The 15103-nt window shown below is 63.2% G+C and carries 9 protein-coding genes; 1 reads left to right on the top strand and 8 read right to left on the bottom strand.

What is annotated here, in order from left to right; genetic code table 11:
- Positions 1-46 precede the first annotated feature (46 nt).
- From rpsJ to rpsL, 5 genes are all read right to left on the bottom strand, one after another.
- Positions 47-355: a 30S ribosomal protein S10 gene (gene rpsJ / locus XI09_RS02330; protein WP_002712302.1), complete on the bottom strand. Its 309-nt coding sequence runs from the start codon at positions 353-355 to the stop codon at positions 47-49.
- Positions 356-439: 84 nt separating this feature from the next.
- A complete protein-coding gene (gene tuf, locus XI09_RS02325) occupies positions 440-1630 on the bottom strand; it encodes an elongation factor Tu (protein WP_011088152.1) in 1191 nt (396 codons plus the stop codon).
- A 40-nt stretch (positions 1631-1670) separates the two neighbouring features.
- Complete coding sequence (gene fusA, locus XI09_RS02320; RefSeq protein ID WP_271565514.1) at positions 1671-3743, bottom strand: elongation factor G; 2073 nt, start codon at positions 3741-3743, stop codon at positions 1671-1673.
- 33 nt (positions 3744-3776) lie between these two features.
- Complete coding sequence (gene rpsG / locus XI09_RS02315) at positions 3777-4247, bottom strand: 30S ribosomal protein S7 (RefSeq protein WP_011088154.1); 471 nt, start codon at positions 4245-4247, stop codon at positions 3777-3779.
- A gap of 15 nt (positions 4248-4262) precedes the next feature.
- Positions 4263-4634: a 30S ribosomal protein S12 gene (gene rpsL / locus XI09_RS02310; RefSeq protein WP_007603006.1), complete on the bottom strand. Its 372-nt coding sequence runs from the start codon at positions 4632-4634 to the stop codon at positions 4263-4265.
- A 672-nt stretch (positions 4635-5306) separates the two neighbouring features.
- Here rpsL and XI09_RS02305 point away from each other — a divergent pair.
- Positions 5307-6551 (top strand): FAD-dependent oxidoreductase, encoded by a 1245-nt coding sequence (locus XI09_RS02305; protein ID WP_271565513.1) that lies wholly within the window; start codon positions 5307-5309, stop codon positions 6549-6551.
- Here XI09_RS02305 and XI09_RS02300 read toward each other — a convergent pair.
- The 3 genes from XI09_RS02300 to rpoC form a co-directional block, all read right to left on the bottom strand.
- Complete coding sequence (locus tag XI09_RS02300) at positions 6473-8497, bottom strand: ABC transporter ATP-binding protein (protein ID WP_271565512.1); 2025 nt, start codon at positions 8495-8497, stop codon at positions 6473-6475. The two genes, XI09_RS02305 and XI09_RS02300, sit on opposite strands and share 79 nt — an antisense overlap.
- A gap of 133 nt (positions 8498-8630) precedes the next feature.
- Positions 8631-10691, bottom strand: coding sequence for an FAD-dependent oxidoreductase (locus tag XI09_RS02295; RefSeq protein ID WP_271565511.1), 2061 nt, complete (start codon positions 10689-10691; stop codon positions 8631-8633).
- Between the two features lie 192 nt (positions 10692-10883).
- On the bottom strand, positions 10884-15080 hold the full coding sequence (rpoC, locus tag XI09_RS02290; RefSeq protein ID WP_271565510.1) for a DNA-directed RNA polymerase subunit beta': 4197 nt from the start codon (positions 15078-15080) through the stop codon (positions 10884-10886).
- Between the last annotated feature and the right edge of the window lie 23 nt (positions 15081-15103).

Raw genomic sequence — 15103 nt, 5'->3', positions numbered from 1 at the left:
GCTTCCTGTTCTTTCTGTCCGCTTGCGCGAACGGGATCCAAAAATCTTAGAGCTTGATCTCGACGTCGACACCGGCTGCCAGATCGAGCTTCATCAAAGCATCGACGGTCTGCGGGGTCGGATCGACGATGTCGAGCAGGCGCTTGTGAGTGCGCATCTCGAACTGTTCGCGGCTCTTCTTGTCGACGTGGGGCGAACGGTTGACGGTGAACTTCTCGATGCGGGTGGGCAGCGGAATGGGTCCGCGGACCTGCGCGCCGGTGCGCTTCGCCGTGTTCACGATCTCGCGGGTCGACGTATCGAGGATACGATGGTCGAACGCCTTGAGACGGATACGAATGTTTTGGCCGTTCATTGCCGTGCTTTCTTTAGTGAGTGGCGAGTAGCGAGTAGCGAATAGAATTCCCTATTCGCCACTCACCATTCCCTATTCGCTTGTTTACTCGATGATCGAGGCGACGACGCCGGCGCCGACGGTACGGCCGCCTTCGCGGATCGCGAAGCGGAGCTTCTCTTCCATCGCGATCGGCACGATCAGGTGCACTTCCATCGCGATGTTGTCGCCCGGCATCACCATCTCGGTGCCTTCCGGCAGATGCACGACACCGGTCACGTCGGTGGTGCGGAAGTAGAACTGCGGACGGTAGTTGGTGAAGAACGGGGTGTGGCGACCGCCCTCTTCCTTGGTGAGGATGTAGGCCTCAGCCTTGAACTTGGTGTGCGGCTTGACCGAACCCGGCTTCGCCAGCACCTGACCGCGCTCGACGTCCTCGCGCTTGGTGCCGCGGAGCAGAGCACCGATGTTGTCGCCGGCCTGGCCCTGATCGAGCAGCTTGCGGAACATTTCGACGCCGGTGACGGTGGTCTTCTGGGTCGCACGCAGACCGACGATCTCGATTTCCTCGCCGACCTTGACGATGCCGCGCTCGACACGGCCGGTCACGACGGTGCCGCGGCCCGAGATCGAGAACACGTCTTCAACCGGCATCAGGAACGGCTGGTCGATCGGACGCTCCGGCTGCGGGATGTACTCGTCGACGTTGCGCATCAGCTCGAGGATGGCATCGTGGCCGAGCTTCTTGTCCGAATCTTCGAGAGCGGCGAGCGCCGAGCCCTTGATGATCGGGATCTTGTCGCCCGGGAATTCGTACTTCGAGAGCAGCTCGCGGACTTCGAGCTCGACGAGCTCGAGCAGCTCCGGATCGTCGACCATGTCGCACTTGTTGAGGAACACGACGAGCGCGGGCACGCCGACCTGGCGGGCGAGCAGGATGTGCTCGCGGGTCTGCGGCATCGGGCCGTCAGCGGCCGACACGACCAGGATCGCGCCGTCCATCTGGGCGGCGCCGGTGATCATGTTCTTCACGTAGTCGGCGTGGCCGGGGCAGTCGACGTGGGCGTAGTGGCGGTTCTTGGTCTCGTACTCGACGTGCGCGGTCGAGATCGTGATGCCGCGCGCCTTCTCTTCCGGCGCCTTGTCGATCTGGTCGTACGCGGTGAACGTCGCACCGCCGGTCTCGGCGAGGATCTTGGTGATCGCCGCGGTCAGCGACGTCTTGCCATGGTCGACGTGACCGATGGTGCCGATGTTGCAGTGCGGCTTGTTACGTTCAAACTTTGCTTTGGCCATTTGACTCTCCGTTCAATCGTCAGCTTGAGACCGACGACAATCAGGCAAACTTCTTTTGGACTTCTGCCGACACGTTGGCCGGCGCTTCTGCGTAGTGATCGAACTGCATGGTGAAGGTTGCGCGACCCTGGCTCATCGAGCGCAGGTTATTCACGTAACCGAACATGTTCATGAGCGGCACCATCGCGTTGATGACGTTGGCGTTGCCGCGCATGTCTTGACCCTGGATCTGACCGCGCCGGGAATTCAGATCGCCGATGACCGAGCCGGTGTAGTCTTCCGGGGTCACCACTTCGACCTTCATGATCGGCTCGAGCAGGACGGACTTGCCCTTCTGCAAGGCTTCGCGGAATGCCGCGCGCGATGCGATTTCGAAGGCGAGCGCCGACGAGTCGACGTCGTGGTATTTGCCGTCGACGAGCTGAACCTTGACGTCGACCACGGGGAAGCCCGCGACGACACCAGAGCTCATCACGCTGTTGAGGCCCTTTTCGACGCCGGGGATGTATTCCTTCGGAACCGCACCGCCGACGATCTTGGACTCGAACTCGTAGCCCTTGCCGGGCTCGTTCGGCTCGACCACGATCGACACTTCCGCGAACTGACCGGTACCGCCGGTCTGCTTCTTGTGAGTGTACTTGACCTCGGCCTTCTTGGTGACGCGCTCACGGAACGCAACCTGCGGCGCACCGATGTTGGCGTCGACCTTGTAGGTACGCCGGAGGATGTCGACCTTGATGTCGAGATGGAGTTCGCCCATGCCCTTGAGGATGGTCTGGCCGGACTCCTGGTCGGTCGACACGCGGAAGGACGGATCCTCCGCGGCGAGCTTGGCCAGCGCCACGCCCAGCTTTTCCTGGTCGGCCTTGGACTTCGGCTCGATCGCGATCTCGATGACCGGCTCGGGGAATTCCATCTTCTCCAGGATCACCTGCTTGTCGGGATCGCACAGCGTGTCACCGGTGCGCGCTTCCTTCAGGCCGGCCAGCGCGACGATGTCGCCGGCATAGGCTTCCTTGATGTCTTCGCGGTTGTTCGCATGCATCAGCAACATGCGCCCGATGCGCTCCTTCTTCTCGCGGGTCGAGTTCACGACGCCGGTGCCGCTCTGGAGAACGCCAGAGTAGATGCGGCAGAAGGTGATGGTGCCGACGAACGGGTCGTCCATGATCTTGAATGCGAGCAGCGCGAGCGGCTCCTTGTCGTCGGCCTTGCGCACGACCTCGTTGCCGCTGTCGTCCGTGCCCTTGATCGCAGGCACGTCGATCGGCGACGGCAGGTAGTCGACGACGGCGTCGAGCAGCGGCTGCACGCCCTTGTTCTTGAAGGCCGAGCCGCACAGCACGGGATAGAACGCACCGGTCAGCACCGCCTTGCGGATCAGCCGCTTCAGCGTCGCTTCGTCCGGCTCCTTGCCGTCGAGATAGGCGGCCATGGCGTCGTCGTCGAGCTCGACGGCGGCTTCCACCATCTTCTCGCGGTATTCCTTGGCCTGCTCGACGAGGTCTTCCGGAATGTCGACATAGTCGAACTTCGCGCCGAGCGATTCATCGTTCCAGACGATGCCCTTCATCTTCACGAGGTCGACGAGACCCTTGAAGTTGTTCTCGGCACCGATCGGAAGCTGGATCGCGATCGGCTTGGCGCCGAGACGGTCGACGATGTCGGCGAGGCACTTGAAGAAATCCGCGCCGGTCTTGTCCATCTTGTTGGCGAAGACGATGCGCGGAACCTTGTACTTGTCGCCCTGGCGCCAGACGGTCTCGGTCTGGGGCTCGACGCCCTGGTTCGAGTCCAGCACGCAGACGGCGCCGTCGAGCACGCGCAGCGAACGCTCGACTTCGATGGTGAAGTCGACGTGGCCGGGAGTGTCGATGATGTTCAGCCGCTTACCGGCCCAGAAGGCGGTGGTCGCAGCCGAGGTGATCGTGATGCCACGCTCCTGCTCCTGCTCCATCCAGTCCATCGTCGCGGCACCTTCGTGCACTTCGCCGATCTTGTGGCTCTTGCCGGTGTAATAGAGGATGCGCTCGGTCGTCGTGGTCTTGCCGGCGTCGATATGCGCCATGATACCGAAATTACGGTAGTCCTCGATGGCATGTTGGCGGGGCATGGGTCGTTCCTTGCGAGTCCGAGTGTGTCGCCGTTACCAGCGATAGTGCGAGAAGGCGCGGTTGGCTTCCGCCATCCGGTGCACGTCTTCACGCTTCTTGACGGCGTTCCCCCGGTTATTCGATGCGTCCAAGAGCTCCGCCGAGAGCCGCTCGGTCATCGTCTTCTCGTTGCGCTCGCGCGCCGCCGAGATCAGCCAGCGAATGCCCAGGGCCTGCCGGCGGGTCGAACGAACCTCGACCGGAACCTGGTAGGTCGCGCCGCCGACGCGGCGGGAGCGAACCTCGATCGTCGGCATGACGTTCTCGAGCGCCTGCTCGAACACGCCGAGCGGGTTCTGCTTGGTCTTGGTTTCGATGATGCCGAGCGCACCGTAGACGATGCCTTCGGCGACCGACTTCTTGCCGGCGTACATCACCGAGTTCATGAACTTCGTGATCACGATGTTCCCGAACTTCGGATCCGGGAGAACTTCGCGCTTTTCCGCTGAGTGGCGACGAGACATGGACGTGGTTCCCGCTTACTTCGGACGCTTGGCGCCGTACTTCGAACGACGCTGCTTACGGTTCTTGACGCCCTGGGTATCCAGAACGCCGCGGAGGATGTGGTAGCGCACGCCGGGCAAGTCCTTGACGCGGCCGCCGCGGATCATGACCACCGAGTGCTCCTGGAGGTTATGGCCCTCGCCGGGGATGTAGCCGATCACCTCGAAGCCGTTGGTCAGGCGCACCTTGGCAACCTTACGAAGCGCCGAGTTCGGCTTCTTCGGGGTCGTGGTGTAGACGCGGGTGCAAACACCACGCTTCTGAGGCGACTGCTGCAGCGCCGGCACCTTCTTGCGCGACTTCTGCACTTCCCGCGGTTGAGCGATCAGCTGGTTGATCGTCGGCATCCTGGCCTTACCCTTTGTTCTGCCGCGGCCCCTTCCGGGTCCGCTGTCTTGCCGCGGCCCGTTGCCGGAACCGCAAATTCGTTTCGAGCCACCCGCTCGATGGGCCCGCCTTCCACGGAACAATCCGCGCAAAGCGAAATTGCGCCAACCGCTCCATCAACGAGCGGAAAGCGCTTCGACGCCACAGAGGACCGCAGTAGTTGGACCGGTCAGCTTGCCGCCGCGGCCCGCGCACTGAGGTCATGCATCCGAGTTCGATCTCAAGAGAACGTGCTCAAGAGAACTAAAATCGCACTGGCATTGCCTAGCTATGATCGACAGCGTTTGAGCGGCATTCGTCGAGGTTGGTGCCCGTCTTCAACGACCCCTGAGGGATCAACGGGTGGCCCGTTCCGACGTTGGCGATGCTCACCGCCTGTCGTTAAGTGAGGCGCTTTCTATAAGTGGGAATCGATCAAGTCAAGGCGAAACGACAGTCACAAAGCGCTTCTCGCGCCTATGGAATTCGCCTGTTGGCCGCCCTCACCGCGCTTCCACGATGTGGGAACGACGTGCCCGTTCCGCTAGCCCTAGATCTATTTACATCCGGGTGAAAAGTACTTTTATGACCCGTGCTAAGGCTTTTTTTCCTGTTGATGCGTCAAACTGCCGCCTTCGGCGGAGATTGGCGCCATGCGGTACACCGACATTGCCATTATCGGCGGGGGATTGTCCGGCTCGACCGCCGCCGCAATGATCGGCCGCGCCGGCATTTCGACGGTGCTGATCGATCCGCATGAGAGCTATCCGGCGGACTTTCGAGTCGAAAAACTCAGCGGCCACGTGCAGGTCGAGCGATTCCTGAGGACCGGAATCGCAGAATCAGTGCTGCGCCGCGCGACCTTTGCCGGCGAGAACTGGATCGCCCGCTTCGGCCGCCTGCTCGACAAGGCACCGAGCCGGCAGTTCAACATCCTCTACGATTCGTTGGTCAACGCCGTCCGCGACGAAATCCCTGCCACCGTCGAGCGCATCTGCGCCAAGGCCGTGGCGGTCGAGACCAGTCCGGAGCGGCAGAAGATCACGCTCTCCAACGACGAGACGATCTCGGCCCGCCTGGCCGTGCTGGCCAACGGCCTGAACGTCGGCCTGCGCCACCAGCTAGGCATCGCCCGCAAGCTCGTCAGCGCCTGCCATTCGATCTCGATCGGGTTCGACGTGGTGCCGGCGGGACGGAATTCGTTCGCCTTCCCGGCGCTGACCTATTTCTCGGAGCGGCCGAGCGATTGCATCCCCTACATCACGCTGTTTCCGATCGGCACGCGGATGCGCGCCAATCTGTTCGTCTATCGCGGCTTCGACGATCCGTGGCTGCGCGAGCTGCGCCGTGCACCAGCTGAGACGCTGGACGCCGCCCTGCCCCGGCTCAAGCGCATCACCGGCGCCTTCGACATCCCTGGTGAGCTGAAGGTCCGCCCGGTCGATCTCTACGTGAACGACCCTCGCGGCCAGCCCGGAATCGTGCTGGTCGGAGATGCCTTCTCGACCTCCTGTCCCGTCGCCGGCACCGGCTGCGACAAGGTCTTCACCGACGTCGAGCGGCTCTGCAACGTCTACATCCCGCAGTGGCTTTCCTCCGAAGGGATGAATGCGGCCAAGATCGCCGGCTTCTACGCCGATCCGGTCAAGCGGGCCTGCGACGCGTGGTCGGCAGCGAAGGCGTTCGACTTCCGCTCAGTCTCGACCGCGACGAGCCCCTACTGGACGGCGCAGCGCTGGGCGCGCTTCATCGCCTGGTCGGCTCAAGGGCTGCTGCGGCCGCTTGGGGGCGCCTTCGATCTGGAGCCGAACGTCCTCGGTCACTCCTCCTCGTCGTCCTCATCATCCTCGAGGTCGTCTTCATCCTCGTCGTCATCGTCGCTGTCGTCACCGGCCTGAGCCACAGCGCCATGCGGCTGGTGGATCTGATCGTTCCACAGCTTGCGATAGGTGCCGTTTCTGGCGAGCAGTTCGGCATGCGACCCGCGCTCGATCGCCCTGCCCCCTGAAATCACGATGATCTCGTCCATCTCGACCACCGAGGTCAGGCGGTGGGTCGACCAGATCATAGTGCGGCCCTTGGCGACCTTGAGCAGCGTGCGGTTGATCGCAGCCTCCGTGGTCTGGTCAAGCGCCGAGGTGGCTTCGTCCAGCAGCAGCACGGACGGGTTGCGAATGATCGCGCGCGCGATCGCGATGCGCTGGCGCTGGCCGCCCGACAGAGTATCGCCGCGCTCGCCCACCGGCGTGTCGTAGCGCTGCGGCAGGCTCATGATGTAGCGATGGATCTCGGCCTTCTTGGCCGCCTCCTCCACCTCCGCATCGGTCGCGCCCTCCTTGCCGAGCCGGATGTTCTCGCGGATCGACATGTTGAACAGCATGTTCTCCTGGAACACCACCGCCATGCTCCGGCGCAGCGAATCCAGCGTCACCTTGCGGACGTCGACACCGTCGATGGTGACGCGGCCGTCGTCGGGCACGTAGAGCCGCAGGATCAGGTTGAGCAGCGTGCTCTTGCCGGAGCCTGAGGGGCCGACGATGGCGATGCTTTTGCCGACATTGAGCTTGAGGCTGAGATTGTCCAGCACCGGCGTCTGGCTGCCTTCGTACTGGAAGGTCACGCGGTCGAAGGTGATGTCGTGTGTGATGCGCGGCAGATCGGGCGCGCCGGCACGATCGGCCCCGCGCGTCGGCTCGTCGAGCAGCTCCTGGATGTGCCGGATCGCGGCGGCCGAAGAGATCGACACCGGGATGAAATGCATCACATGGGCGATGTTGTAGGAGACCTCCCAGAACGCGCTCTCGAAGGTGACGAAGGTGCCGATGGTGATCTGGCCCTTGGTCGCCAGATACGCACCGATCGCGAGCACCACGAGGTGCAGGAGCAGCACCGAGATGGTGACCGTCCGCTCCACCATGGTCGACAGGAATGCGGCTGAGGCGATCCTGTTGCGGGTCTCGTCGTTGCGGAAGGTGAAGAAGCCGAACATCCGGCGTTGCAGGCTGAACGCCTTGATGACGGCCTGTGCCGCCACGTTCTCCTGCACCATGCCGAGCAGCGCGGATTCATTGAGCTTCTGCTCGTAATTGGCCTGCACCGCCTTCGGCGTAATCATGCGCGGACCGATCAGCGTGATCGGAAACACCAGGAGCGCGACCACCGCGAGCTGCCAGTTCAGGAACACCATCAGGATGATGCCGGCGATCAACTCCAGGAACGGCAGCGCCGCGCTGTTGGCGAAGGTCTTGACCGAGCCCTCAAAGGCCGCGAGGTCGACGGAAAAACGCGACAGGATCTCGCCGCGCTTGGTGCGGCCGAAGTAGGCCGTCGGCAGGTCCTGGACGTGCTCGAACAGGTGCTTGCGGACGTCGGAGATGATGCAGGCCGCGAGCCGCGCATCCCAGCGCTCGTACCAGACCGCCACGATCGAGGTGAAGATGCCGGCGGCCGCGAGCACGCCGAGGATCTTGTACAGCGCCTGGAAATCCTCCTCGCCGAGCGCGTCGTCGATCAGGAACTTCAGGCTGAGCGGCATGATGACGTTGAACAGCGTCTCGACGACGACGCCGAACGCCACGAACGACAGCATCCGCTTGTAGTTGGTCAGATAGGGCTTGACGAAACCCACGATGGTGGCGAGCGCGCCGGCGGCCTCGCGCGCGGTAAAGACGACGAGGTCCTCGTCCTCATCGTCGTCATCGAGCTCCAGCTCGTCGTCCTCCTCGCCTTCCTCGTCCTCATCGTCTTCGAGGTCCGGCTTGGCGGTGGGGGCAAGCTTGTCGAGCTCGGCCGCCGCTTCCACGGCGAGCTTCTGTTTGTCGGGAGAGGGAGGCTTGGACGCCATGAAACCAACGAATGCTGACGGCCGGCATGACCGCAGAGAAAGCAGGAAATAGCCGAAACCGCTATTGCACTGATTCTATGCGATCAGAATGAATTCGGCAAAGCAATTGGCGAATCCGGTCCGATCCTTGCGGCTAGTGGTCGTCCTCGTCTTCGACCTTGTCGAAGAAGGAATAGCGCAGACTGTCGGCGTCGGCGTACCACTGGCCCGGCCCCTTGTTGGCGGCGAGCGTCGCCTCCCAGAGCGCATCGGTGCAGTCCTTGCGGTGCATCGACAGATCGAAGCCATTGCCGAAGAACAGTTCGGACCATTCCCACCAGGTGCCGAGCTTCTTGACCCCGCGCAGGAGGTCGTAGCGGTCGATCACGGCCGAGGCCATGTCCGAGGTGATCGAGCCGAACACGAGGCCGGTCTTGACCACGCGGTTGAGCTCGCGAATCGCGCGGACCACCTGCTTCGGGGAAACGTGGCAGAGGCTGGTCTCGAACACGAAGTCGAAGGCGCCGTCCTTGAACGGCATGTCGGTGATCGAGCCGAGCTTGTTGTATTTCTTCAGCGCCTTCGGCGTTTTGGCGTGGATGGCGCGGTTGTTCTCGATGCCGAAGGCATCGATGCCGCGCTCGCGCAGCGCGCCGACCAATTCGCCGCTGGCCGAGCCCGCGACCAACAGCTTGACGCCCTTGGCCTTGCCCCAGACGATGCTGATCAGGCTGGTGAGGTAATCGGGATCGGTGAAGTGCTGCCACGCCTCGCTATAGGGGCCGAGGCCGCGATAATTCTCGAAATAGTCGCGATCGATCTTGTCGGAAAGCGGCTTGTCGTCCTGGGCGCGCTCGCGGCGCAGGCGCATCATCTCGGTCAGGATGATGTCGGTCGCAGCATCCGAGGAATCCAGCAAGCCGTTCAGCGTCGAGTCGAACAGATAGTCGCCGACCACGACGATGCCGGGATGCTCCTTCGGCTCGGGCCGGTGATTGGTCATGACGTCGCGCACGGGCAGACCGCCGGGAATCGCGTTCACCGACGACAGCCAGCGGTGAATCTTGCCTTCCACGAGATGCGCGCGCGCATCGCCGAGGGACGCCGGCAGCGACTTCAGCGCGGCGTCGATCAGCTCCTGGTCCGAGAGATTGGCGAAGGCCAGCGCGTCGGAGCCGGGAATGAGCCAGTTCAACACGCCGTGCTTGCCGACGTCGTGGCGCGCGCCCTCGTTGTAGACGCAGCAGCCGCCGAAGGCTTCCGACATGAACCAGGCGCCGGCAATCTTGTCGCCCCAGAACGGAGAGTCGAACAGGATCGAGACGCGCAGGTAATGCGCCGGACGGTCGAAATACGAGACGTGCTTGACCATCGACTTGCGGAGCTGCTCGCCTTCCCAGCCGACGGTGGCGAGCCAGGAATGCGGCAGGCAGACCAGCACGAGATCGAAGTCTCGCGTCTCCGGCCCCTTGCCGTTCATCATCTTGAGCTGGTAGCGGCCCGTCGGCGCCTTGCCGACGGTAAGCACGCGGTGATTGAGCTGGATGTCGGCATTGACCTCCGACTGGAGGCACTCGATCAGCTGCTCGTTGCCGTTCTGAATCGAATAGAGGCCGATATAGCCGTCGACGTCCATCAGGTAGTTCTTGAGCGCATTGAGGCCGTTGGTGTTGTGGCTCTCGGTCGCGATGTCGGAGCGCGCCATCACCTTGAAGAAGCGCTTTGCGGTCTCGTCCTCGACCTCCTCGTCGAGCACCTGCTCGGCGGTCTTGTAGGCCCAGGGATTCTCGTTGTCGTGCGCGCCGACGCCCTCGTAATACTCCACCGGCGACATCACCTCGGTGCAGCGCTGGCGGAACGCCTCGATCGCGGCCGCGGTCTTGGCGCCATATTTGCGGCGCATGCCCGGCACGTCGTTCAGCAGCTCGCCGCCGAACTGCACCTGCTCGGCATCCATCGGAATGGTCTGAAGCCCGAAATGCTGAATCAGCTCGCGCAGCGGATCCGGGCCCGTCATCGAGTAGTCGTAGATCTCGGCAACGCCGGCCTCGTACATCGCGGGCGCGGAATCGAATTTGCGGGTGACGATCTTGCCGCCGAGCCGGTCGGATGCCTCGTAGATGGTGACGCGGCAGAGGTCGCCGAGCTTACGCTTCAGATACCAGGCGCTCATCAGCCCGCCGGGGCCGCCGCCTACGATTGCGAGATCAAGCATATGAGTTCCGTGGTCTCCGGCCCTGCCCCCGTCACGGGACCACCGGTCTAAACTCCCCTAGCAGAAGCGCTTTTACGCCTGAAGGAAAGATGAACAAAGGTTGATCCTGCACCGCAACAGGGAAACAAAGCAGCAAAAAGGCCGGCTTTCGCCGGCCTTTTCATTGTCCTCGGTATTCCTACGGATGAACCATCATTCCGCAGGCGGCAGCGCAGGAAGCTCCGCTTCCGGCGCGGGCGACACGACGGCCGCCTGCTTCTCGCGCTCGTCCAGGATCAGCTTGTCGCGCTTCATCGCGACTTCGCGGATCTTGGCCATGGAGGCGCCGGTGCCCGCCGGGATCAGCCGGCCGACGATGACGTTCTCCTTGAGGCCTTCGAGCGGATCGACCTTGCCGTTGACCGCCGCTTCCGTGAGGACGCGGGTGGTCTCCTGGAACGAGGCTGCCGAGAAGAAGGAGCGGGTCTGGAGGCTCGCCTTGGTGATGCCGAGCAGAACCGGCGTACCCGTGGCGATCTTCTTGCCCTCTTCCTTGGCCTTCTCGTTGAGCACGTCGAACTCGATCTTGTCGACCTGCTCGCCGGAGATCATGTCCGTATCGCCCTGGTCGGTGACTTCCACCTTCTGGAGCATCTGACGGACAATCACCTCGATGTGCTTGTCGTTGATGAGCACGCCCTGGAGCCGGTAGACCTCCTGGATCTCGTTGACCAGATAGGCCGCGAGTTCCTCGATGCCCTTGACCGCCAGGATGTCGTGCGGCGCCGGGTTGCCTTCCACGATGAAGTCGCCCTTTTCGACGACGTCGCCGTCCTGAAGGTGGATGTGCTTGCCCTTCGGGATCAGGTACTCGCGCGGCTCGTCGGTCTTGTCCATCGGCTCGATCGAGATGCGACGCTTGTTCTTGTAGTCGCGCCCGAACCGGATGGTGCCCGCGATTTCGGCGATGATCGCCGCATCCTTCGGACGCCGTGCCTCGAACAGTTCCGCCACCCGCGGCAGACCGCCGGTGATGTCACGCGTCTTGGCGCTTTCGGTCGAGACGCGGGCGAGGATGTCGCCCGGATTGACCTTGGCTCCGACGTCGACCGAGAGAATGGCGTCGACCGACAGCATGTAGCGGGCATCGCCGCCGCGGGCGAGCTTGAGCACCTTGCCGTCCTTGCCCTTGACCACGATGGCCGGACGCAGGTCCGAGCCGCCGCGGGTCGAGCGCCAGTCGATGACCACGCGCTTGGCGATACCGGTGGCCTCGTCGAGCGTTTCCGAGATCGACTGCCCCTCGACCAGATCCTCGAAGCCGATGGTACCTTCGACTTCGGTGAGCAGCGGACGGGTGTAGGGATCCCACTCGACGATGCGCTGGCCGCGCTTGACGGTGTCGCCCTCGTCGACGTGCAGGCGCGAACCGTACTGGATACGGTGCGTCGCACGCTCGGTGCCGTCGGCATCGACGATCGCCACCACCATGTTGCGGACCATCGCGACCAGGTGACCTTCGCTGTTGCGGGCGATGGCCTTGTTCCGGATCACGATCTTGCCGTCGAAGTTGGATTCGACGAACGACTGCTCGTTGAGCTGCGCCGCACCACCGATGTGGAAGGTGCGCATGGTCAGCTGGGTGCCGGGCTCGCCGATCGACTGCGCCGCGATGACGCCGACGGCTTCACCGTGGTTGACCGGCGTGCCGCGGGCGAGGTCGCGACCGTAGCACATGCCGCAGATGCCGTTGACGAGCTCGCAGGTCAGTGCCGAGCGGATCTTCACCTCCTGCACACCACCCTGCTGGATGGCGTCCAGATGGCTCTCTTCCATCAGCGTACCGCGCTTGATGATCACCTTGCCCGAGCTGTCACGCACGTCTTCGCAGGCCGTGCGGCCGAGGATGCGCGAGCCGAGCGAGGCAACCACGGTGCCGGCATCGACGATGGCGCGCATCTTGATGCCGAGCTTGGTGCCGCAGTCGTTCTGCGTGATGATGCAGTCCTGCGCCACGTCGACCAGACGACGGGTCAGGTAGCCCGAGTTCGCGGTCTTCAACGCGGTGTCCGCGAGGCCCTTACGGGCGCCGTGGGTCGAGTTGAAGTACTCGAGCACCGAGAGGCCTTCCTTGAAGTTCGAGATGATCGGCGTCTCGATGATCTCACCCGACGGCTTGGCCATCAGGCCGCGCATGCCGGCGAGCTGGCGCATCTGGGCCGGCGAACCGCGGGCACCGGAGTGAGCCATCATGTAGATCGAGTTGATGTCGGCATCCGCCCCGCTCGCCGTCTTCTTGGTCGAGGAGATCTCCTTCATCATCGCCTTGGCGATTTCTTCCGTGGCCTTCGACCAGGCGTCGACGACCTTGTTGTACTTCTCGCCATGGGTGATCAGACCGTCGTTGTACTGCTGCTCGAAATCCTTCGCCAGCGTACGGGTGGTGTCGACGATCTTCCACTTGGAGTTCGGCACGACCATGTCGTCCTTGCCGAACGAGATGCCGGCCTTGAACGCGTTGTAGAAGCCGAGCGCCATGATGCGGTCGCAGAAGATCACGGTCTCCTTCTGGCCGCAGTGACGGTAGACCTGGTCGATGACGCCCGAGATCTCGCGCTTGGTCATCAGCTTGTTGATGATCTCGTACGAAATCCGCGGGTTCTTCGGCAGCAGGTTGCCGAGCATGACGCGGCCCGCAGTCGTCTCGATCCAGCGCGTCGAGACCTTGCCGGTCTCGTCCATGCCCTGCCACCGATACTTGATCTTGGTGTGGAGGTGGATGACCTTCGCGTGCAGCGCGTGCTCGAGCTCGGCCATGTCGCCGAAGATCTTGCCCTCGCCGGGCAGGCCTTCGCGCATGATCGAGACGTAGTAGAGACCGAGCACGATGTCCTGCGACGGCACGATGATCGGCTGGCCGTTCGCCGGATGCAGGATGTTGTTGGTCGACATCATCAGCACGCGCGCTTCCAGCTGCGCTTCGAGCGACAGCGGAACGTGCACGGCCATCTGGTCGCCGTCGAAGTCGGCGTTGAACGCGGCGCAGACCAGCGGATGCAGCTGGATCGCCTTGCCCTCGATCAGCACGGGCTCGAATGCCTGGATGCCGAGACGATGCAGCGTTGGCGCGCGGTTGAGCAGCACCGGATGCTCGCGGATCACCTCGTCCAGGATGTCCCAGACCTCGGGCCGCTCCTTCTCGACCAGCTTCTTGGCCTGCTTCACGGTGGTGGACAGGCCCTTGGCGTCAAGCCGCGAATAGATGAACGGCTTGAACAGCTCGAGCGCCATCTTCTTCGGCAGGCCGCACTGATGCAGGCGCAGCTCGGGACCGACCACGATCACCGAACGGCCCGAATAGTCGACGCGCTTGCCGAGCAGGTTCTGGCGGAAGCGGCCCTGCTTGCCCTTGAGCATGTCGGCGAGCGACTTCAGCGGGCGCTTGTTGGCACCCGTGATGACGCGGCCGCGGCGGCCGTTGTCGAACAGGGCATCGACCGCTTCCTGAAGCATGCGCTTCTCGTTGCGGATGATGATGTCGGGCGCGCGCAGCTCCATCAGCCGCTTCAAGCGGTTGTTGCGGTTGATGACGCGGCGGTAGAGGTCGTTGAGGTCCGAGGTCGCGAATCGGCCGCCGTCCAGCGGCACCAGCGGACGCAGGTCCGGCGGGATCACCGGGACCACGGTCATGATCATCCATTCCGGCTTGTTGCCGGAGTGGCGGAACGCTTCGACGATCTTCAGGCGCTTGGCGAGCTTCTTGTGCTTGATGTCGGAGTCGGTCTCCTGCATCTCGACGCGCAAGGAGGCCTCGAGCTTCTCGAGGTCCATGCCCTTGAGCAGCTCGCGGATCGCTTCCGCACCGATCATGGCGGTGAAGGAATCCTGGCCGTACTCGTCCTGCGCCTTCAGATACTCGTCTTCCGACAGCAGCTGACGGTCCTTCAGCGCGGTGAGGCCCGGCTCCAGCACGACGTAGTATTCGAAGTAGAGGATCCGCTCGAGATCCTTCAGCGTCATGTCGAGCAGGAGGCCGATGCGCGAGGGCAGCGACTTCAGGAACCAGATGTGGGCGACCGGGGCTGCGAGCTCGATATGGCCCATGCGCTCGCGCCGGACGCGCGACAGCGTGACCTCGACCGAGCACTTCTCGCAGATGATGCCCTTGTACTTCATGCGCTTGTACTTGCCGCACAAGCACTCGTAGTCCTTGATCGGCCCGAAGATGCGGGCGCAGAACAGGCCGTCGCGCTCGGGCTTGAAGGTACGGTAGTTGATGGTCTCCGGCTTCTTGATCTCGCCGTAGGACCAGGACAGAATCTTCTCTGGAGACGCGATCGAGATCCGGATCTGGTCGAAGACCTGAGCCGGAGTCGTCGGATTGAAGAGATTCATAATTTCTTGGTTCATCGTCTTCTCCTCGCGCGCCGGTC

It is taken from the genome of Bradyrhizobium sp. CCBAU 11386 (assembly GCF_028128955.1).
Lineage (GTDB): Bacteria > Pseudomonadota > Alphaproteobacteria > Rhizobiales > Xanthobacteraceae > Bradyrhizobium.
The sequence above is the reverse complement of the archived record's forward strand: the minus strand, read 5'-3'. Positions and strand labels throughout refer to the sequence as shown.